General features: G+C 71.0%; 16 protein-coding genes and 1 pseudogene. 3 read left to right on the forward strand and 14 right to left on the reverse strand.

Annotated elements, in window-relative coordinates; all coding sequences use genetic code 11:
• Positions 1–218: 218 nt before the first annotated feature.
• The 7 genes and pseudogenes from ACFYYF_RS19680 to ACFYYF_RS19710 form a co-directional block, all read right to left on the reverse strand.
• Positions 219–1,565 carry a hypothetical protein gene (locus ACFYYF_RS19680; protein ID WP_361681799.1) on the reverse strand — a complete coding sequence of 449 codons (1,347 nt, stop codon included), beginning with the start codon at positions 1,563–1,565 and terminating at the stop codon, positions 219–221.
• A gap of 115 nt (positions 1,566–1,680) precedes the next feature.
• Positions 1,681–2,214, reverse strand: coding sequence for a hypothetical protein (locus ACFYYF_RS19685; protein ID WP_388777329.1), 534 nt, complete (start codon positions 2,212–2,214; stop codon positions 1,681–1,683).
• Positions 2,215–2,402: 188 nt separating this feature from the next.
• Positions 2,403–3,524, reverse strand: a complete 1,122-nt coding sequence (locus ACFYYF_RS19690) for an LLM class flavin-dependent oxidoreductase (RefSeq protein WP_388777587.1) — start codon at positions 3,522–3,524, stop codon at positions 2,403–2,405.
• Complete coding sequence (locus ACFYYF_RS19695; protein ID WP_388777331.1) at positions 3,524–4,048, reverse strand: SRPBCC family protein; 525 nt, start codon at positions 4,046–4,048, stop codon at positions 3,524–3,526. The genes ACFYYF_RS19690 and ACFYYF_RS19695 overlap by 1 nt, the downstream gene beginning before the upstream one ends.
• A gap of 173 nt (positions 4,049–4,221) precedes the next feature.
• Positions 4,222–4,719, reverse strand: a complete 498-nt coding sequence (locus tag ACFYYF_RS19700) for a helix-turn-helix domain-containing protein (protein ID WP_361681793.1) — start codon at positions 4,717–4,719, stop codon at positions 4,222–4,224.
• 258 nt (positions 4,720–4,977) lie between these two features.
• A pseudogene (locus tag ACFYYF_RS19705) lies at positions 4,978–5,217 on the reverse strand (DUF5994 family protein); the annotation flags it as partial.
• Between the two features lie 436 nt (positions 5,218–5,653).
• Entirely contained in the window at positions 5,654–6,052 is a 399-nt protein-coding gene (locus tag ACFYYF_RS19710) for a DUF5994 family protein (RefSeq protein WP_388777333.1), read from the reverse strand.
• An 878-nt stretch (positions 6,053–6,930) separates the two neighbouring features.
• Between ACFYYF_RS19710 and ACFYYF_RS19715 the strand changes: the two genes are divergently transcribed.
• Positions 6,931–8,676, forward strand: a complete 1,746-nt coding sequence (locus ACFYYF_RS19715; RefSeq protein WP_388777336.1) for a SpoIIE family protein phosphatase — start codon at positions 6,931–6,933, stop codon at positions 8,674–8,676.
• A gap of 277 nt (positions 8,677–8,953) precedes the next feature.
• Here the strand turns inward: ACFYYF_RS19715 and ACFYYF_RS19720 are convergent, their stop codons facing one another.
• On the reverse strand, positions 8,954–10,282 hold the full coding sequence (locus ACFYYF_RS19720) for a class I SAM-dependent RNA methyltransferase (protein WP_388777339.1): 1,329 nt from the start codon (positions 10,280–10,282) through the stop codon (positions 8,954–8,956).
• A gap of 129 nt (positions 10,283–10,411) precedes the next feature.
• Positions 10,412–12,460, reverse strand: coding sequence for an APC family permease (locus tag ACFYYF_RS19725; protein WP_388777341.1), 2,049 nt, complete (start codon positions 12,458–12,460; stop codon positions 10,412–10,414).
• A gap of 433 nt (positions 12,461–12,893) precedes the next feature.
• Between ACFYYF_RS19725 and ACFYYF_RS19730 the strand changes: the two genes are divergently transcribed.
• Positions 12,894–13,565 (forward strand): TrkA family potassium uptake protein, encoded by a 672-nt coding sequence (locus ACFYYF_RS19730; protein WP_326785032.1) that lies wholly within the window; start codon positions 12,894–12,896, stop codon positions 13,563–13,565.
• On the forward strand, positions 13,565–14,245 hold the full coding sequence (locus ACFYYF_RS19735) for a TrkA family potassium uptake protein (protein ID WP_326785033.1): 681 nt from the start codon (positions 13,565–13,567) through the stop codon (positions 14,243–14,245). Before ACFYYF_RS19730 ends, ACFYYF_RS19735 begins: the two co-directional genes overlap by 1 nt.
• Positions 14,246–14,416: 171 nt before the next feature.
• On the opposite strand, the gene ACFYYF_RS19740 is transcribed toward ACFYYF_RS19735, so the two are convergent.
• From ACFYYF_RS19740 to ACFYYF_RS19760, 5 genes are all read right to left on the reverse strand, one after another.
• The gene (locus ACFYYF_RS19740) at positions 14,417–15,184 is read right to left on the reverse strand and encodes a DUF3159 domain-containing protein (protein WP_388777344.1); all 768 of its coding nucleotides are present in this window, start codon (positions 15,182–15,184) and stop codon (positions 14,417–14,419) included.
• 3 nt (positions 15,185–15,187) lie between these two features.
• On the reverse strand, positions 15,188–15,586 hold the full coding sequence (locus ACFYYF_RS19745; RefSeq protein ID WP_078943188.1) for an OB-fold nucleic acid binding domain-containing protein: 399 nt from the start codon (positions 15,584–15,586) through the stop codon (positions 15,188–15,190).
• 127 nt (positions 15,587–15,713) lie between these two features.
• Positions 15,714–16,397 carry a response regulator gene (locus tag ACFYYF_RS19750; RefSeq protein WP_361693153.1) on the reverse strand — a complete coding sequence of 228 codons (684 nt, stop codon included), beginning with the start codon at positions 16,395–16,397 and terminating at the stop codon, positions 15,714–15,716.
• The gene (locus tag ACFYYF_RS19755; RefSeq protein ID WP_388777347.1) at positions 16,394–18,937 is read right to left on the reverse strand and encodes an ATP-binding protein; all 2,544 of its coding nucleotides are present in this window, start codon (positions 18,935–18,937) and stop codon (positions 16,394–16,396) included. The genes ACFYYF_RS19750 and ACFYYF_RS19755 overlap by 4 nt, the downstream gene beginning before the upstream one ends.
• A gap of 279 nt (positions 18,938–19,216) precedes the next feature.
• Complete coding sequence (locus tag ACFYYF_RS19760) at positions 19,217–20,437, reverse strand: alginate lyase family protein (protein WP_388777350.1); 1,221 nt, start codon at positions 20,435–20,437, stop codon at positions 19,217–19,219.
• Positions 20,438–20,749 lie beyond the last annotated feature (312 nt).

The following is a 20,749-nucleotide window of genomic DNA, read 5'->3' on the forward strand; positions in this document are numbered from 1 at the left end:
GCCGGCGCGTCCCCACATTATGTTGGGGATCTTATCACTCCCCGCCGCCTCCACAACCCCCCCCCCCACGCGCCCCCGGCCCCCGCCCCCCCCCGCCGGCCCCCCCCCCCCGGCCCCGCCCCCCCCCGACGGAGGTCGACGGACGCCAGGTGATGCCGGGTGATGCGAGGTGACGCGGGGAGCGTCCGGAGAACGCGGCGGACGTGGACGCGGACGGATCAGGCGGGGCTCCGGGCTTCCGGCGCCCCCGTCACCGGCCCGTCGCCGGACCCGGTCAGGTGCGGGGTGCCGTCGTCGTCCAGGAACTCGACGATCGCCAGGGCCAGCAGGGCCAGGACGGCGATCCACACGGTGACGGCGGCCGTGGGGTAGTTCCAGACGAGCAGGATGGCGGCGGCGACCGCGACGACGGTCCAGTTCAGCCAGGTCTTGGCCCGGTGCACCCACGCCCCGACCGCGCCCAGTTCGACTCCGGTCGACGTGCGCACGGCACCGATACCGCCCTTCCAGGCGGCGAGGACCCGCGAGGCCGCCCGGCCGCTGCCGGTCAGCCAGGCCGCCAGCGCCACGATGATGCCGAGGGTGATCACCAACCGTACGGACGTCCGCAGGTAGCGCACCAGGGTGTCGTAGACCGACTCGGCGGCGGGCTGGGAGACGTCCGACGGCAGACCGTCGAGATAGATCTCCCGGAAGATCCACAGGGCGATGCCGAGGACGGCGGCCCCGGCCGCCACCAGGAGCGCCGCCGTGACGAGGGCACGGCGTCTGCGTACGGCGAGCAGCACACCGCCCGCCGCCAGCACCAGGGTCAGGACCGGGAGCCAGAACCCGACCAGCTGGAGCAGCCGGTAGATCTTCTTGGCCTTGCCGATGGACTCGGAGGTCATCACGGTGAAGTTCGTGTGCACCTGGGGGATCTTCGCCGCGATGGTGAGCCCCTGGTCGACGAGGGCCTGCTTGACCTGGTCGATGACGGGGGCGAGGTCGATGACGACCGCGTCGTTGGTGAGCTTGACCGCTCCGCCGCCCTTGCCGGTCAGCGCCTTGTCGACGGCGGCATGGGCTCTCCGGTTCAGCTGGGTCCACAGGGTGGCGAAGGCGTCGCTGCTGACGAACTTCAGGGCCACGGAGTGCACGAAGTCGGTGAGGCCGCTGGTGATCGGACCGCTGAGCGGTCCGATCGCCTTGCTCAGTTCGGGCCGGTCGGCCGGGGCGACGGACTCGAGGAGCGCCTTGACGTCGACGTGCTGCATCACCGCGTCGGTCACCCGGTTGGCGACGGCGTCCTGGATGTCCTTGTCGGAGGCGAGTGGCTCCATGGTGGCCACGTACCGGTCGGTGTTGCCGATCAGATCGCTCGACCAGGCCGCCACCGCGCTCAGCGGGGTGAGCAGGGCCGCGAGGAGGATCAGTACGACCGCGAAGGTCGACCGGACGCGGTGGTGCTCGGCTCTCGGCGGACGCTTCTCCAGCTCGGCGACCCGGGCCCGCAGTTCGGCGAGCTCGCGCGCGTCCGCGCCGGCGCCGTTCGCCCCGGCACCGCCCACGTCTCCGGTGCTCACGTCGTCTCCGGATCGTCGACGGGGCCCGCAGGGCCCCGGGCGAGCAGACCTGCTCGCGTCCGGTCTCTTACGTCATCCATGGCGTGTCTCGCTCCACTCGGCGGAGAGTTCCGCGTCAGCGCGGCTGTCGGTGGCCGGGCCGGTACGTGGCCAGCGCCCAGATGACGAAGACGTCGATGGCCAGGAGGATGACCGACCAGATCGGCGCGTACGGCAGGAACATGAACTGGAACAGCATGCTCAGCGACGCCAGCACGATGCCGGTGACCCGGGCCCAGGCCGCGTCCTTGAGGATCCCCCAGCCGGTGACGGCGGCGATCGCGCCGAGGATCAGCAGGATCCAGCCCCAGCCGGTGAGGTTGATCCGGTACACGTAGTCGTTCACGCGCGTGTAGACGTCGTCCTTCGCGATCGCGGAGATCCCCTGGAGGATGTTGAGGCCGCCGTTCACCAGCATGAGGACACCGGCGAAGGTGACTCCGCCCGCCGCCCAGCCGCTGCTGCCCGAGGGCGGCGGCCCCATGCCTCCCGCGGCGGGAGCGGCACCGGACCACTGGTCTCCCCACAGCGGCATGTCTCCGCCGCTGGGCTGGGATCCCGTGCCGCCACCGGGCGGGGGGCCCGGAGGCCTCGAAGAGTCCTGGCTCATGCTCGACCACCTCGCTGCGCTGTCGGAAGCATCGGGGAGTTCGAGCGTCCGCCCGCCATGCCTCCCCCGCCACGGGGGTTCCACCGACCGGGTGACTATCTCGACGAACACGAGGTGGACCGCCGACACACCGACGCACGAACCGGGCTCACACGACCCGGCCCCGCGCCCCCCGGTCCCCCGCCGAACTATCCGGCGATCACCGGCTCCTCCCCCGCCGTTTGTTCCAGCTCCACCCCCGCCTTCCGGTCCGGCTCCTCTTCCCCGTTCTGTTCCGCCACGAGGTCCAGCGCGCGTCCCAGTGTCGTGAGCCGTTCGTCCAGGGTCGCGCCGGCGGGGTAGAAGCGGACGGTGTCGACTCCCGCCGCGCGCCAGACACGAAGCCGCTCGCGGACCATGTCCTCGGTGCCGATCAGGGTGGTGCCGAGGACCATCTCGTCGGTCACCAGCCCCGCGGCGCCGTCCCGGTCACCGGCCTGCCAGCGCTCATGGACCTCGGCGGCGACGTCCGCCCAACCCTGCCTGCTGTAGGCGGCGTTGTAGAAGTTGGTGGTGGCGGAGCCCATTCCGCCCAGGCTGAAGGCGAGTTCCTTCTTGCGGCCCGCGACCATGGCACGCAGCGCGTCCTCGTCCTCCGCGAAGGCCACTTCGGCGCCCTGGCAGATGTCGAGGCCGGCACGGGTTCGGCCGGCCGCGGCGAGACCCGCGTCCAGGTGGTCGAAGTACGCCTCCTTGGCGCCCTCGGGCACGAAACTGGTGCCCAGCCAGCCGTCGGCGATCTCACCCGTCAGGTGCAGCATCTTCGGCGAGAGCGTGGCGAGATAAACGGGCAGGTCGTGCTCGGCCCGTATGGACATCCGCATGGGCCGCGCCTCGCCGCCCGGCAACGGGATCGTGAACTCCCGTCCCTCGTAAGAGAGTTTCTCCCCGGCGACGGCCTGTCGGACGATCTCCACGGTTTCCCGCATCCGGGACAGCGGGCGCGCGAACGGCACTCCGTGCAGCCCCTCGATCACCTGGGGCCCGGAGGGACCGAGGCCGAGGAGGAAGCGCCCCTCGGAGAGGTTGGAAAGGGTGATCGCGGCACGGGCGATGGCTGCCGGGGTGCGGGTCCCGAGCTGGATGATCCCGGAGCCGAGCAGCAGCCGGTCGGTCCGGGCCGCCAAGTAGCCCAGCGGGGACGGCGCTTCGGCGCCCCACGCCTCCGCGACCCAGCAGATGTCCATCCCCAGCTTCTCGGCCTCGACCACGAACTCGACGGTCTCCCGCCAGTCGCCAGCCGATGCCTCGATCGTCGTGGAGGTCCGCATCACGCACCCGCCCCTTCCGGGCTCTCGGCCAGCTTCCTGATCGCCGCGACGGTCTCCGTCATGCTCCGCTCGAACTCCCGCATCCGCACGAACACGATCTTCTCTTCCTTCTCCGGCATCCGGTCGATCGCGAAGGACAGCCCCGAACGGCCCGGCCCCATCCGCATCCACTGGGTCAGCTCCGTACCGCCTTCGGCCTCCTCCAGTCCGAACCGCCATACGGCACTGGGGTGTTCGAGGTCCGACACGGCCCAGGCGAAGGCGCGGCACGGGTCGCACTCCACCACGTACGAGGTGGTCTCCCACTCCCCCAGCGACTCGTGCCTGCTGCGCCCCACGAATCGGGCGCCGAGGCGCGGCGCCGTCACACCGTCGAGCCATTCGACCGACTGGAGTTCGGCGCTCAGGTCCGGCATCAGCCGGATGTCGGAGACGAGGTCCCACACCCGTCGCGGTGGAGCGTCGATCCGTGTCCGCACATCGACGGTCGGCTGGTCCGCGTAGCGGGCGCCCGTCCACTCCATGAGTCTCCGGCCTTCCTCTCGTCCCCCAGGATTCCACCTGTCCCAGGGCCCTGAGCTTGAGAGTTGCGTAGATAGACTTACCTGTCAAGGAAAACCGCCCCCGGCACACGGGCCGGGAGCGGGATCGGGAACGGGAACGGGATCGGGAACGGAACCGGACGTCGAGTCCGCGCTCAGTCGGTGAAGCGCCGCTGGATGTCCGGCCGTTCGGCGAGGTGGGGCGGATAGCCGGGGCCGAGCCGCGGGCGGGTGTCCTCGGCCGTCATCGGCTCGCCGCAGTCGGCGCACACGACGGCGGCCTCGGCCTGGTGTCCGCAGCGGTCGTGGTGGAAGACGACCGGCGGCCCCTGCTCACCGCTGAGCCAGCGGTTGCCCCAGCTGTTCATGGCGGCCAGCACCCCGAAGAAGTCCCGGCCCATCTCGGTGAGGACGTAGTCGTAGCGCACCGGGTCCGTCTGATAGGCCCGCTTCTCCATGAGCCCCTCGTCGACGAGCCGGCGGAGCCGGTCGGTCAGCGTGTTGCGGGCGATGCCGAGTTCCTGCTGGAACGCGTCGAACCGCTTGATCCCGTAGAACGCCTCCCGCAGCACCAGGGGCGTCCACCAGTCGCCGAGCAGATCCATCGTGCGCGCGATGGAACAGGGCCAGTTCGCAAAAGAAGTCCGCCTCACAGGCCCAGCATACGAAGGTCCCGGAACGCGGCTCGCCCTCCGAGGAGGGTCTGCGCCCGCTCGCGTCGAGGGCACGACCCGGGAAGCCTCGGCCCGCAGCCCGCAGGAGACGTGATCACACCGCCGTGAAGGCCGCGTCAGCCCCGCCGACCGGCCTGCAAGTCGAAGTCCCGTAGCTGTTGCCGGAGGGGTTGACCGTGACGGCGGGCGCGACGATCTCGTCGACGGCGTACGTCTTCCTCGCTGCCGCGGACCAGGCGCGGTCGAGGTGCCCAGCGGGTCCCTCGCGGCGGACATCAGCCAGGCGGCCGAGGCGGGAGTCGTCTGCGGCGGGATTATTAAGAGGTTCCAGTGACCCATGCGGTACGAGCACAGCAGCAGTTCGTGCGGGTGCTGCTCGGCCAGGAACCAGCCCACCTTCACCACGTGCCCGGCGACGGGCACGTTGCCCGGAACGACCGGCCAGTGGGTGGGGTTCACTCTCCTCGGACAGATCCGACAGACCGTACGGTCGACGGAGAAGCGGCCTCAGGAGTCCCCGCACAGGGCCTGCGCCCCCAGAGGAAACAGTCCGGGCAGGAGGGCTGATCGGCATGCCCGCGAACGGCGTCCGCCCGAGATCGGTGTGGGGTCGCGGACTCCCTCGTCCTGCTCACGCGCCGCCGGGACCTCCTGGTGATCCCCTCTCGGAGCCGGGCGCCGCCTGGGCCGCCCGGCTCATGGCCGCCGCGAGCGCGGACACCGGTCCGCCGGGGACCGCGACTGCGCTCATGACGGCGGAACGGGCCCGTCACGGACGCAGGGCGCGGAGCGGGGAGGACGGGAACGGCGGTGCCTCTCGTCACACGGCCGGAACCGGCAACGCACGGCCGGGATGTGACTGCACGCAGAACGCGCTTCCCGCCGCGGCCGGGCAGCGCCGGGGCGGGTCCCGTCACCCGTGATCGCCGGCGGCGGCTGCCATGAGAGGTTCCGCAGCCTCCTCGGTCGTGTCCGGAGGCACGACCAGCAGGTCCCAGCGTCCCTGACCGGGAGCGAGCAGGACGATCGTGTGCGGGGCGGATACCGCCACGGTCCTGCACAGTCGTACGACCTGGTTGAAGACGAGCATGCGGCCCGGCACCGCGGGCCACATCGCCCCGTGGACGGTGACGCTGGTGATGTGACCCCACGCGCTGGGCAGACCAGCGAGCAGCTGGGGGAGTTCGGCGAGCAGATCGGACGAACGGGGCCACCACGCTCCGTCGATGGGCCGGGGCATGCTGCTGCGGGATGCGAGACGCAGCCGGAGGAGGGGTCGGGAAGGAGGCGGGGACTGCAATGCGGTGGTCATGAATGGCTCCTGCCAACTGCCTTGAGAAATTGGGTGGTCGGCGTCGAACACGGCGGGCCGCGCCCCGCTCCGCAGTCGGCCGGCGCATGTCGTGCACCCGGCCGAGGCGTTCGAGGAAGCGGATGACGGCGGCGGAGGGGTCGAGCCGACCGCCGTCGACGCCGTGGCGGGCACTGGTGCGGTCGGCGTGGCGGAGGTCGTGCAGCCGGCCGGCGAGCCCGATCGACACCAGCGGCAGGACGACGATCACCGTCGCCACCGTGACGTACAGCCGCTCACCGCCGTCACGCGCGGGCGCCGGAAAGGGGGACGTCCCGTCGTGGCACTCGGGCGGTGGGGCGGGGCCCGGCGGTGTGACCGCCGCGGACGCGCTGGGACCGAATGGCATACCTGGCTCCTCGGCCTGGATGCGGATGGCGCGGCCGGGGTCACGGGCTGCCCATGTGAGGACGGTTGCGTGCGGTGGAAGGCACATGGTCCGGAAAACTGCGGAACACGAGACGGCGGTCCGGGACCGGCCGGATTTCCGGCATCGGATTTCCGGCATACGGAAAGCCTTCGTGGTGTCCACCGTACTCCCCTTTGTTCGAAACAACGGCTGCTTCGGAAGCGGCGTCGCGTTTACGGGGACAGGCCCCCGGAGGAATCCCCTGGCCGTGGGCAGGCACTCGCCCGGGACGGGTGGTGCCGCCCCTTCGGGACCCGAACGCCAGAGGGCCTGCGCGGAAGCCCCCGTTCATCGGACCGAAGGTGGGCGAGCGGGATCTCGCGTCGGCCGTGCGAGCTGGTTCCAGTCGGGGGATCATCGGTACCGATATGTCCGTTTCCCTGACGCGCCCACAGTCCTCGGTGGGAGGCTGTCGTGGCTGGAGGGCGGCGTGGTGGAGGATGCGGCACCCGGTGGGGGAGGTGAGGGGCGGCCGTGGCCGGCGGCCGAACCGGACTTCTGGCGGCAGGTCGTCGAGCAGCTGAGCACAGCCCTGATGGTGGTGGATCCGGTCGGCCGGATCCTCGACGCCAACTCGGCCGCCGAACGGCTGCTGGGCCGAGCCACCCGCGCGATACGCGGGAAGGACGCGCACGATCTGCTGCACCGGGACGCGGACGGCGGCACGCTCCTGCGCGAACGGTGCCCGCTGCTCCGGGCGCTGGCCGAGGGGGCCGCCGCGCGTGGGGAGGGCGACAGCTACATGCGCGGTGACGGTCGCCTGGTCACGATCTCGTGGTCCGCCTCTCCCCTGACGGACGGCGGCTCGTTCAAGGGCATGGCCGTGCTGTTCACCGACATCACGAACGACCGCAGCGGGCGCCGGGAGCGTGCGGCCTATACGAGTGCCCTGGAGGACCTCAACGAACGGCTGACGCTGGTCGCGGAGATCACCGACGTCCTGGGTCAGACCCTGGAGACCGACGAGGCACTCGCCCGGCTGGGCCGCCTGCTGGTTCCTCGCCTCGCCGACTGGGTGGCGGTTGACCTCCGGACCGGCTCCGGACAGGTCCACCGAGTTGCGGTGACCGGCCCCGCGGGCCGGGATGCCTCCCTGGAGGGCAGGCGCGAGCGCCTGCCCTCCAGGGAGGCGGACCGCTCGGTTCTCGTCCAGGTGCTGCGCGGAGGTGATCCCGTACTGCAGAACGAGCCGGACGAGCAGAACGCGGCGGAGACGACCACAGCGCCCGGCCCTCCCCTGGCCGTCGCCCACCGCGACTTCCTGCGGACGGTGGACGCGACGTCCGCCATCACGGTCCCGCTGGGCTCATACCAGCGGATCACCGGCGCTCTCACGGTGGTGCGCACCGATCCGGCGCATCCCTTCGACGCCGCCGACCTGGCGGTGGTGAGCGACATCGGCCGCCGGGTCGGTCTGGTCATCGACAACGCACGGCGGTTCGGCCGCCAGCGCGCCGTCGCCGAGGCCATGCAGCACAACCTGCTCGCCCCGCTGCCCCAGCCCGGCCGCCTGCGCCTGGCTGCCCGCTACCAGCCCGCCCCCGCCGGCTCCCAGGTCGGCGGCGACTGGTACGACGCGTTCGAGCTGAAGGACGGCACGCTCGCGCTGGTCATCGGCGACGTCGTCGGCCACGACCTGACCGCGGCCGCCGGAATGGCCCAACTGCACGGCATCCTGCGGTCCCTGGCCTGGGACCGCACCGGATCGCCCGGCGCTGTCGTCGACCGCCTCGACGACTCCATGCCCGCCATCACCACCGTCCCCATGGCCACCCTCGTCCTCGCACAGGTCGAGGGCCACCCGCACACCGGCCCATGGACCCTGCGGTGGACCAACGCCGGACACCCGCCGCCTCTCCTCCTGTCCCCCGGCGGACACGCGCAGTACCTCGAAGCCGGACAGGGAATCATCCTCGGCGCCCCCCTGGACACCCGCGTGGGCCGGCCGGACGCCACGCACCCCTTGCCGCCGGGTTCGACCTTGCTGCTCTACACCGACGGCCTGGTCGAGGTCCCCGGCAGCGACCTCGGCACCGGCCTGGAGCGGCTGCGCCGCCACGCCCTCGCGCTCGCCCACGCGCCGCTGGACACGCTGTGCGACCATCTGCTGGCCCGTATGCCGCCTGGCAGCACCGACGACGTGGCCCTGCTCGCCCTGCGTCTGCCGACTCTGTGACAGGGGACGCGATCAGTGAGCGGTGAGCGCCCTGGGCGTGCCCGTGGCGGATCGCCGCCGGCTCAGCGCGGCAGCCGCACCGAACCATGGGAGCACCGTCCTGTTCACCGGGGCCAGGACCCGCGCCCACCGAACCCCGGAGAACGGCCGCCGACCGCGCGTCGTCCCGACGGCCACGACCAGGCGGTGTCCAGGGACGGCGGATGCTTCCCGGATCGACGTGCCGTGTGCAGGGGAACACGTCAAGGGAAGCCGTCCGGGCCGACGAACCCGCGGGTCAGGCCCCCTTGGTCGCCGGCTCCAGGATCGCGACACACTCCACGTGGTGCGTCATCGGGAACAGGTCGAACGCCCGGAGCGTCCGCACCTTGTACCCGCCGTCGCGGAAGTACGCCAGGTCGCGGGCCAGGGCCGCCGGGTCGCAGGCCACGTAGGCGATGCGGCGGGCGCCGAGGGACGCCAGGTGCTCGACCGTCTTCTTGCCGGCGCCCGCGCGGGGCGGGTCCAGGACGATGATGTCGACCTCGGTGATGCCGGTGCGCGGCAGGACCGCCTCGACCTTGCCCTGTTCGATGCGGACGCGGTCGAAGCCGGCGAGGTTGTGCCGGGCGTCCTCCACCGCGCGCTTGCCGGACTCGATGCCGAGGACCGCGCCCTGGTCGCCCAGGCGGTCCGCGAGGGCACCCGCGAAGAGGCCGACACCGCAGTAGAGGTCCAGGGCCATCTCGCCCTTGCGGGGCAGCAGGCCCTGCATGACGGCCTTGACGAGGGTGTCGGCGGCCATCGGGTGGACCTGCCAGAAGCCGCCGCTGCCGACCCGGTGGGTGCGGCCGTCGGCGCGCTCGCGCACGAAGGCGCGGCCGTGGACGCGGTGGATGCCGCCGTCCTGTTCGGCGACCCGCATCACCGAGACCGGCTTGTCGAGTTCGACCAGGGGGAGCCTGGCGCCGGGGCGGGGCTCCAGGATCACCATGCGGTCCTGGGAACCGGTCGCGGCGATCGCCTCGACGGCCTCCATGCCGGACCAGTCGCGCTCCTCGATGCCGAGTTCGGTGACACCCGGCGCGGCGATCATGCAGCGCTCGATGGGCTCGACCTCGTGCGAGCGGTGGCGGCGCAGTCCGGCGTTGCCGTCCGGGTCGACGGCGTACTGGACGCGCGTGCGCCACTGCGGGACTTCGCCGGCGGGCAGCTTGTCGCCCTCGGCGGGCATCACCGTGCCGTCCCAGCCGGCCTCCTCGGGGGTGAGACCCGCGAGGCGCTGCAGCTGCTCGGCGATGACCTCGCCCTTGAGGCGGCGCTGCGCGCCGGGCTTGGCGTGCTGCCAGTCGCAGCCGCCGCAGCGGCCGGGTCCCGCGTACGGGCAGGGCGCCTCGACGCGGTCCTTGGAGGCGTCGATGATGCGTACGGCGTCGGCGCGCAGGAACCGCGCGCCCTCCTCGCCCTCGGTCACCCGGGCGACGACCCGCTCACCGGGCAGCGCGTGCCGGACGAAGAGGACCTGGCCCTCGTCCGTCCGGGCGATGCAGTGCCCGCCGTGCGCCACGGGGCCGATCTCGACCTCGTACTCGTCCCCCACCAGCGACTTCTTCGGTTCTGCCTGCATGGTGGGGTGACTCCAGATGAGAGGGGGAAACGGCCGGGGAACACGGCCGGACAACAGCCGTCCAGTCTACGTGCTCACGGCACCGCTTCCCGCCTCGTCCGCGAGCACTCGGCGCGCTTCCCGCCCCCGTCAGCTCTTCTGGGTGGGCTCCTTGGGCCGTACCTGGGCCGGTCCCCGGCGCACCGCGCCCGGGGCGTTCCAGTCCTGGCGCTTGCGGGCGCGCAGCTTGGCGGCCTCGGACGACTCCAGCTGGTAGGGCACGGAGGTGACCATGACGCCCGGGGTGAACAGCAGGCGGCCCTTGAGCCGCAGGGCGCTCTGGTTGTGCAGCAGGTGCTCGTACCAGTGACCGACGACGTACTCGGGGATGATCACGGAGACCGCGTCACGCGGCGACTCCTTGCGCAGGCCCTTCACGTACTCGACGACCGGACGGGTGATCTCGCGGTAGGGCGAGTCGAGGACCTTCAGCGGTACGTCGATGCCGCGCCGCTCCCACTCGTCGCGCAGGGTCTTGGTCTCGGCCGGGTCCACGTTGACGCTGAGCGCTTCCAGGGTGTCGGAGCGCAGCAGCTTGGCGTAGGCGAGGGCGCGCAGGGCCGGGCGGTGGATCTTGGAGACCAGGACGACGGAGTGGACGCGGGAGGGGCGGACGCTGTCGTCGGAGGGTCCCTCGGGTGCGGCCAGTTCCTCGGCGACGCGGTCGTAGTGCTTACGGATCGCGGTCATCGTCGCGTAGAAGATCACCATGCCGAGCAGGGCGACCCAGGCGCCGTGCGTGAACTTGGTGACGAGGACGACGACGAGAACCAGCCCGGTGAAGAAGGCGCCGAAGGCGTTGATCGCGCGGGAGCGGATCATGTGGCTGCGCTTGGCCGGGTCGGTCTCACTGGCCAGGTGGCGGTTCCAGTGGCGGACCATACCGGTCTGGCTGAGAGTGAACGAGACGAACACACCGACGATGTAGAGCTGGATCAGGCGCGTCGAGTCGGCCCCGTAGATGATGACGAGCATGCTCGCGGCGCCGGCCAGGAGCACGATGCCGTTCGAGAAGGCCAGGCGGTCGCCGCGGGTGTGGAGCTGGCGCGGCAGGTAGCGGTCCTGGGCGAGGATCGAACCGAGGAGCGGGAAGCCGTTGTACGCGGTGTTCGCGGCCAGGAACAGGACGAGGGCGGTGGCGGCGGCCAGCAGGATGAACAGGAAGCTGCCCTTGCCGAACACGGCCTCGGCGACCTGGGAGATCACCGGGTTCTGGACGTAGTCGGCGCCGACCGCCACGCCGTTGTGGATCAGGTCCGTGGCGGGGTTCTCGGCCATGCGCACGTTGGTGGCCATGGCCAGGGCGATGATGCCGCAGAACATGGTGACGGCGAGCAGGCCCATCGCCGCGAGCGTGGTCGCGGCGTTCTTCGACTTCGGCTTGCGGAAGGCGGGGACGCCGTTGGAGATCGCCTCGACGCCGGTGAGCGCCGCACAGCCGGACGAGAAGGCGCGCAGCAGCAGGAAGACGAGGGCGAAGCCCGCGAGTCCCTGGTGCTCGGCCTTGATGTGGTACTCGGCGGTCGGCGCGTGCATGGTGTCGCCGAGCACGAGCCCGCGGAAGGCACCCCAGGCGATCATGATGAAGACGCCGGCGACGAAGACGTAGGTCGGGATCGCGAAGAGCTTTCCGGACTCCTTGACCCCGCGCAGGTTCATCAGCGTGAGCAGCACGATGACGGCGACCGCGCAGAAGACCTTGTGCTCCACCACGAACGGCACCGCCGAGCCGAGGTTCTCGATGCCGGAGGCGATGGAGACGGCGACGGTGAGGACGTAGTCGACGAGCAGCGCGCTGGCGACGGTGAGGCCGGCCCGCGGACCGAGGTTGGTGGTCGCGACCTCGTAGTCGCCGCCGCCGCTCGGGTAGGCGTGCACGTTCTGGCGGTAGGAGGCGACCACCGTGAACATCAGCACGACGACCGCGACCGCGATCCAGGGGCTGAAGTGGTAGGCCGACACGCCCGCGATGGAGAGGACCAGCAGGACTTCTCCGGGCGCGTACGCCACGGAGGAGAGCGGGTCGGATGCGAAGACGGGGAGGGCGATGCGCTTCGGCAGAAGCGTTTCCCCCAGCCGGTCGCTGCGCAGTGCACGCCCGATGAGGATCCGCTTGGGCACGTCGGTCAGTTTGGACACAACAGGGAATCGTAAGGGTTCGAACTGGCAGTCGCCCACCCGCCTTCCCCGTTCTGCACGTGATCTGCTCTCCGGGTGAAAACGGGGTGGCTCCGGCTGCGGATTCCGCAGCACCGGAGATCCACGTGTCTATATGACAAAACCCCGGCCCCGACCGCCCTGGAGGACCCATGCATCTGACCGCTGAGCTCATCGGCGCGGCCGTGGCGCTGGCCGGCCTCGGAATCCTCACCCTGGCGAGTGTTCGCAGCATCACACGGCGCTGAACCCCGCGCGTTCGCCGCCGTTCACCCCCGTCCCCCGAACGCTCCGCGAAAAAGGCACAGGCGAACCTGCGCAACGAAGCCCCTGGTGGACCGTGCGTGTGTAGCTTGGGCGGCGGTCTGAGACCCTGTTTAGCCTGAGCCGTAACCATTCATGCGGAAGGACGGTCGTGCACATCGTCATCATGGGCTGCGGAAGAGTAGGTTCCGCTCTTGCCCAGAACCTGGAGCAACAGGGGCACACGGTCGCCGTGATCGACCAGGACCCCACCGCTTTTAGGCGGCTGGGCTCCGGGTTCGGCGGCCGTCGCGTCACCGGGGTCGGCTTCGACCAGGACACCCTGCGCGAGGCGGGCATCGAGGAGGCCGGGGCCTTCGCCGCGGTCTCCAGCGGTGACAACTCGAACATCATCGCCGCCCGCGTGGCCCGCGAGATGTTCGGCATCGAGAACGTCGCCGCCCGTATCTACGACCCCCGCCGCGCCGAGGTCTACCAGCGCCTGGGCATCCCGACGGTCGCCACCGTCCGCTGGACGGCGGACCAGATGCTCCGCCGGCTGCTGCCCTCGGGTGCCGAACCGCTGTGGCGGGACCCCACGGGCGGCGTGCAGCTCGCCGAGGTGCACACCTCCGTCGCCTGGGTGGGCCACAAGATCAGCCGCCTCCAGGACGAGACGGGCGTGCGCGTCGCCTTCCTCACCCGGCTGGGCGAGGCGGTCCTGCCCAGCTCGCAGACGGTGCTGCAGGAGGGCGACCTGGTGCACGTGATGATGCGGACCGACGAGGTGGACAAGGTCGAGGCGGCGTTCGCCAAGGGCCCTGAGGAAGAGGCGGGGCACTGATGAGAGTCGCCATTGCCGGTGCCGGTGCCGTGGGCCGCTCGATCGCGGGCGAACTCCTGGAGAACGGCCACGAGATCCTGCTGATCGACAAGGCGCCGACCGCCATCTCGGTCGAGCGCGTCCCGCAGGCGGAGTGGCTGCTCGCCGACGCCTGCGAGATCACCTCGCTGGACGAGGCGGCGCTGCAGCGCTGCAACGTGGTCATCGCGGCCACCGGGGACGACAAGGTCAACCTCGTGGTCTCGCTGCTCGCGAAGACCGAGTACGGCGTCCCGCGCGTCGTCGCCCGCGTGAACAATCCCAAGAACGAGTGGCTGTTCAACGAGTCCTGGGGCGTGGACGTCGCCGTCTCCACCCCGCGCCTGATGTCGGCGCTCGTGGAGGAGGCGGTGAGCGTCGGCGACCTCGTGCGGCTGCTCCGCTTCAGCCACGGCGACGCCAACCTCGTCGAGCTGACCCTGCCGCCCGAGTCCGCCCTCGCCGGCACGACCGTCGGTGACGTGGCGTGGCCGGAGGACACCTCGCTGGTGACCATCATCCGCGGCACCCGCGTCCTGACCCCCTCCCGGGAGGACTCCCTGGAGGCGGGCGACGAACTCCTCTTCGTGGCCGCCCAGGCCCGTGAGGAACAGCTCGAGGACCTGCTGTCGGTGCGCCGCGACACGAGCACGACGAAGTAGCCGTTCCGTCCCGCCGGCGGTACGACGTCCGCCGGCGGGACGCGTCTCGCGTCTCGCGCAGAGGTACGACGAAGGGGGCGCCCGGAATTCCGGGCGCCCCCTTCGTCGTACCTCTGCCTCGTACCCCGGTTCGTGCTCAGCCGGCCGGAGGCGTCCTCGGACCTGCCGGGCTCACGCCTCCCGGCGGTGCCTGGCCGGAGCCGGGGCGTCCCCGCGCTCCTGCGCGAGAGCGGCCTTGCGCTCCTTCTCCGCCTGCTCCTCGGCCTCCATCTCCGCGAACACGTCGATGGGCGGCGGCGCCTTGGCCAGGAAGACCCAGGTGAGCCAGACGGCGAGCAGGAACGGCGGGATCTTCAGGGCGATCAGGACCCAGCCGAACTGGGCCGTGTCGGCCCACCAGTAGAGCGGGAACAGCACCGCGCACTTGGCGAGCAGGATCAGGCCCCAGGCCCAACTGGCCTTCGCGTACGCCTTCTTGCGGCCGGGGTTGCGGGTGCGCCAGGAGAGGTTCTCCTTGAAGACCGGGCCGAGGATCAGACCGATCAGCGGGACGCCCGCCAGGGTGGTCACGATGTAGGCGACGGCGAGACCGAGCGTGTAGAGCATGCCCGGCAGGTAGAAGTCCTTCGCGTTGCCGGTCATCATCGCGAAGACCACGCCGAAGGCGACACCGAAGACACCGCTGAAGGCGTGCTTCACCGTGTCGCGCCGCACCAGGCGGACCACGACGAGCAGCAGGGACACCGCGAGGGCGGCGATCGCCGCCCAGTGCAGGTCCTTGTTGATCGTGAAGGTGGTGACGAAGAGCAGGCCCGGCACCACGGTCTCGACCATGCCGCGCAAGCCGCCGAACGCCTCGAAGAGTGCGGCCTCGGTCACCGCCCGTGCATCCTGCTGGGCGTCCTGGGCGTCTTCGGTCGGCTTGTCGAGCGACGTCACCGGCTACTCCCGTCCGAGGGGTCTGAGTTCGTACTTCGGATTGAACAACACCCTACGGCCCCGGCTCATCGAGATACGGCCGGAAGCGATCAGCTTGCGTCCGGGCTCGATGCCGACGATGGAACGGCGGCCGAGCCAGACCACGTCCAGAGCGGCCGAGCCGTCGAACAGCTCGGCCTCCAGGGCCGGGACACCGGCCCTCGGCCGCAGAGTGACCGTGCGCAAGGTACCAGTAACCGTGACTATCTGCCGGTCGTGGCAGTCACCGATCCGGGTGCAGCCGGCGGTCGCCGTGTCCTCCCGCAGCTCCTCCGACTCCAGGTCCTCCTGGGACGAGGAGAGCCGGTCCATCATGCGCCGGAACCGGCCCGCCGGCTTTTCGGAACGAGGAACAGCACTCATACCGAAAGCGTACCGGGGGGCACCGACAGCTTCGTACCCGCGGCACCGCCGGCCGAACCGCCCGCGGTCCGCGCCCGGTCGGGCGACCGTCGCGGCCCGCACAGACGATCGAAGGGGCATGATCGCGTCACCGTTCGAACCTGTACCCCATCCCCGGTTCGGTGATGAAGTGCTTCGGGTGCGAGGGGTCCACCTCCAGCTTGCGGCGGAGCTGCGCCATGTAGACCCGCAGATAGTTGGTCTCCGTGCCGTAGGACGGGCCCCAGACCTCCTGGAGCAGTTGCTTCTGGCTGACGAGGCGGCCGGAGTTGCGGACGAGCACGTCCAGCAGATGCCACTCCGTGGGGGTGAGCCGGACGTCCCGCCCGTCGCGGTGCACCTTCTTCGCCGCCAGGTCGACGGTGAACCCGGCGGTCTCCACGATCACGTCGTCCTCGCCGCCGCCCGTGGGCTCCGCGCGACGGACGGCGGCACGCAGCCGGGCGAGCAGTTCGTCCATGCCGAACGGCTTGGTGACGTAGTCGTCGGCGCCCGCGTCGAGGGCCTCGACCTTCTCGTCCGAGGAGTGCCGGGCCGACAGCACCAGGATCGGCACCCGCGTCCAGCCGCGCAGCCCCTTGATCACCTCGACGCCGTCCATGTCGGGCAGGCCGAGGTCGAGCACGACGACGTCGGGGTGACGGGCGGCGGCGAGCTGGAGCGCGGTGGCTCCGTCGGGGGCCGCGTCGACCTCGTACTTGCGTGCCTTGAGGTTGATCACGAGGGCTCGGGTGATCTGCGGCTCGTCGTCGACCACGAGGACCCGGGTCATGAAGCCTGCCTTTCTGCGGCTGCTGATCGGGCTGCCAGGTCGGGACGGCGGTCCACCGCCCGCACCGTCAGCACCATGGTGAGTCCGCCGCCGGGGGTGTCCTCGGCGTTGAGGGTGCCGCCCATCGCCTCGGCGAAGCCGCGCGCGACCGCGAGGCCGAGGCCCACTCCCGTGCCGCGCGGGGCGTCGCCGTAGCGCTGGAAGGGCGCGAAGATCCGGTCCTTGGCGTCGTCCGGGACACCGGGGCCGCGGTCCACCACGCGGACCTCCACGCGGTCGGCCATGGCACTCGCGGCCACCAGGACCCGTTCGCCGAAGGGGCTGTACTTGACGGCGTTCTCGACGAGGTTGGCGACGGCGCGTTCCAGGAGCCCGGCGTCGACGGCGACCATCGGCAGGCTCTCCGGTATCTCCAGGACCACGCTGTCCTCGGGGACGCCGCCGAGCGCCATCGGGACGACCTCGTCCAGGTCGATCTCCCGGATCAGCGGAGCGACCGTGCCGGTCTGGAGCCGGGACATGTCCAGCAGGTTGCCCACGAGGTGGTCGAGGCGGTCGGCACCGTCCTCGATGCCCGCGAGGAGCTCGGCCTGGTCCTCGTCCGACCAGGCCACGTCGTCGGAGCGCAGGGAGGAGACCGCCGCCTTGATGCCGGCGAGCGGGGTGCGCAGGTCGTGGCTCACCGCGGCCAGCAGGGCGGTGCGGATGCGGTTCCCCTCCGCCAGTTCCTTGGCCTGGTCCGCCTCGTGCTGCAGGCGCTGGCGGTCCAGGACCACCACGGCCTGCGCGGCGAACGCGGCCAGCACCCGGCGGTCGGAGGCGGGCAGGACCCGTCCGGACAGGGCGAGCGCCATGTGGTCTCCGACCGGCATGTCGACGTCGGCGTCCTCGGGGCGGGTCGCGGGCTTCGGTCCCGCGCTGCCCGCGCACGTCCACGGGTCGACGTCGCCCGCGCGCTCCAGCAGGGCGACGGATTCCATTCCGAAGGTCTCCCGGACGCGCTCCAGCAGCGCCTCCAGGCTGGTCTCGCCGCGCAGCACACTGCCCGCCAGGAAGGACAGGATCTCCGACTCGGCCCGGAGCCGCGCCGCCTGGTGCGTACGCCGGGCGGCCAGGTCCACCACCGACGCCACGGAGACGGCGACGCCCACGAAGATCACGATGGCGACGATGTTCTTCGGGTCGGCGACGGTCAGCCGGTGCAGGGGCGGTGTGTAGAAGTAGTTCAGCAGCAGCGAGCCGAAGGCGGCCGAGGCGAGGGCCGGGAGCAGTCCGCCGAGCAGGGCGGCCGCGACCGTGACCGCCAGGAACAGCAGCATGTCGTTGGCGAGGCCGAGGTCGATCGTGTTGAGCAGCAGGGCCATGGCCACGGGGCCGCCGATGCCGACCGCCCAGCCCCAGATGATCCGGGAGCGCCCGAGCCGTGCTCCGCGCGCCACCGGCAGACCGCGCCCCTTGGCGACCTCCTCGTGGGTGACGATGTGGACGTCCAGGTCGGGTCCCGACTCCCGGGCGACCGTGGTGCCGACGCCGGGACCGAAGACGTACTGCCAGGTCTTGCGGCGGGAGGAGCCGAGGACGATCTGGGTGGCGTTGACGCCGCGCGCGAAGTCCAGCAGGGAGGCGGGGATGTCGTCGCCGACCACGTGGTGGAAGGTGCCGCCCAGGTCCTCGACCAGGGTGCGCTGCACCGCCAGCTCCTTGGGCGAGGCGGAGGTCAGTCCGTCGCTGCGGGCGATGTACACGGCCATGACCTCTCCGCCCGCCCCCTTCTCGGCCAGTCGCGCGGCACGCCGGATCAGCGTCCGCCCCTCCGGACCGCCCGTCAGCCCGACGACGATCCGCTCCCGGGACCCCCAGATCTTGGAGACCCGGTGCTCGCTGCGGTACTCGGTCAGGTATTCGTCGACCCGGTCGGCGACCCACAGCAGCGCGAGCTCGCGCAGGGCCGTGAGATTGCCCGGACGGAAGTAGTTGGACAGCGCCGCGTCGACCTTGTCGGGCTTGTAGATGTTGCCGTGGGCCATGCGGCGGCGCAGGGCCGGCGGCGACATGTCGACCAGCTCGATCTGGTCGGCCCGTCGCACCACCTCGTCCGGAACGGTCTCGCGCTGGCGCACACCCGTTATCGACTCGACGACGTCGCCGAGTGACTCCAGGTGCTGGATGTTGACGGTGGAGACGACGTCGATGCCGGCGGCGAGCAGTTCCTCCACGTCCTGCCAGCGCTTGGCGTTGCGGGAGCCGGGCACGTTCGTGTGCGCCAGTTCGTCCACCAGGGCGACGGCGGGGGCGCGGAGCAGCACGGCGTCGACGTCCATCTCGGAGAAGACACCGCCCCGGTACTCCAGTTCCCTGCGCGGCACCTGCTCCAGGCCGTGCAGCATCACCTCGGTGCGGGGCCGGTGATGGTGCTCGACGAACGCCACCACGCAGTCCGTCCCGCGTTCGATGCGGCGATGGGCCTCGGAGAGCATCGCGTAGGTCTTGCCCACGCCCGGAGCCGCACCGAGGTAGATCCGAAGCTTGCCGCGTCCCATGAGCCCATTGTCTTCCTGTCACCACTGTGTACGCAGCGTCGACCTTACGGCCAGGAATCCCGGCGAAGGGGACGAGCGGCCCGCCGGGGAGCGTCCTTGACGCAACCCTGATGCCCCGCGGGCCGCGGTGGTGGTGACGGCGGTGATGCTGGTGACGGCCTTGCTCATGTTCTCTCCCCGTGATCCTCGTGACCGGCGGTGGACCGGGCGCCGGTGTCCCGGCCGGACGCCCGGTCCCTCATCCCTCATCCACTCATCGCACGGGACCCCCGGTTCGGTTCACGCGGGATTGTCACCGTGCGTCAGCGTCTCCCACGCCACGAACAGGTTGTTGCTGCCGGCCGGCCGGTTCTGCTGGGTGAGCGTCTGGGTGTTGGTCATCGCGATGCCCAGGCGGTTGTGCAGGGCGTTGTAGCCGACCTCGGTGACCGGGCCGAGCCCGAGGTTGAGCGAGCCGCCGCACAGCCAGCTCGGCACGGCCGTACCGAGCTGGTACTTGGACTGGAAGCCGAGCGCCTGGCGCAGCCGCTCACCCACGTCGGTGCCGTACAGGTCCTGCCCCTGGATGCGGCTGGTCTCGGCGACGTGCGAGATGGCCGAGATGCCGTATCCGGTGTGGGTGAGGTCGCGGCAGGTCTCCTGGGTGAGTCCGGTGACGAAGGTGGACTGCCCCTGCCAGTAGCCGACGATCTTCGCGGTGGTGTCGAGGTTCTGGCTCGGCACGGTCTTCGGCACGGCGCCGTCGGTGGAGAGGTAGACGTACGCCGCGGTGCGCGTCCGGAACTTCGCCATGGCCTTGTCGTACGACGTCTTGTCCTCCAGGAAGACGGAGATGCCGACCGCGGCCTCCATCATCGACAGCTCCCAGTTCCCGTTGGAGTTGGAGCCGTTGATGATCTGGGGCAGGTAGACGTCGCGCAGCATGCTCGCGAAGCGGCCGGAGTTGGCCCAGGATCCGGTGTACGTGTACTTGATGATCTCGGCGGCCTTCGGCCAGGAGGAGCCCGCCCAGCCGGTCTGCAGGGGCGCGTTGCTGTTGGTGTGGGACTTGATCACCGCGGACCAGGCGTCCATCAGCTCGATGGCCTTCCTGGCGTACCGGTCGTCGCGTGTGACGTACCAGGCGAGCGCGTCGGTGTAGGCGGCGATCGCGTCCTCGCGCTCGTCCGTGCAGCCGTAGTTGGGGTTGGAGTACGAGCCGCACTCGACGGTCGCGCGGGGCGTGGGGGTGCGCGTGAGCGAGGCGTACTTGCTCGCCATCATCTGGTCGTAGGCGCCCTTCCAGGGCTGGGCGCCGGCCAGGACCTGGGTGCGGGCGAAGTCGAGCTGCCCCCGGGAGACGGTGACTCCGGGGTGGACGAAGGCAGCGGGCGCCGCCTCGGCCCGGTGTGCGCCGGGCCAGGACAGGAGGGTGCCGACCAGTGCGGCGGTCGCGGCGGCGACGGTGACGAGGAAGGCCGGACGCCGTCGGCGGCGATGCCGAGTGGGGGTGTCGGACATGCAGAGTCATCCATTCTTGTATGTGAACTACACACGGGATGCTGAACATGGTGCGCTGGCCGGTGACCATAGGTATGGACCAGGCTTCCGTCAAGACCTGAAGAAAGAGCCGCTGCTCAACCACTGTTCACATACGAGAATGAGTGAGGCCGGGGCGTACGCCGATGCCGCCGGAGATCCGCACACGGGAGCCGGGCGAGCCCCCTGCACCCGGGTCGGGCGGGCCTGCGCACCAGGTCTGGACGGGCCCGCGCACCGCGGTCGGGCGACCCGGCGCACGGAAGCCCCGGGTGAACCCGCGCACGGGAAAGG

The organism is Streptomyces sp. NPDC001914, from assembly GCF_042891215.1.
Taxonomy (GTDB): Bacteria; Actinomycetota; Actinomycetes; order Streptomycetales; family Streptomycetaceae; genus Streptomyces.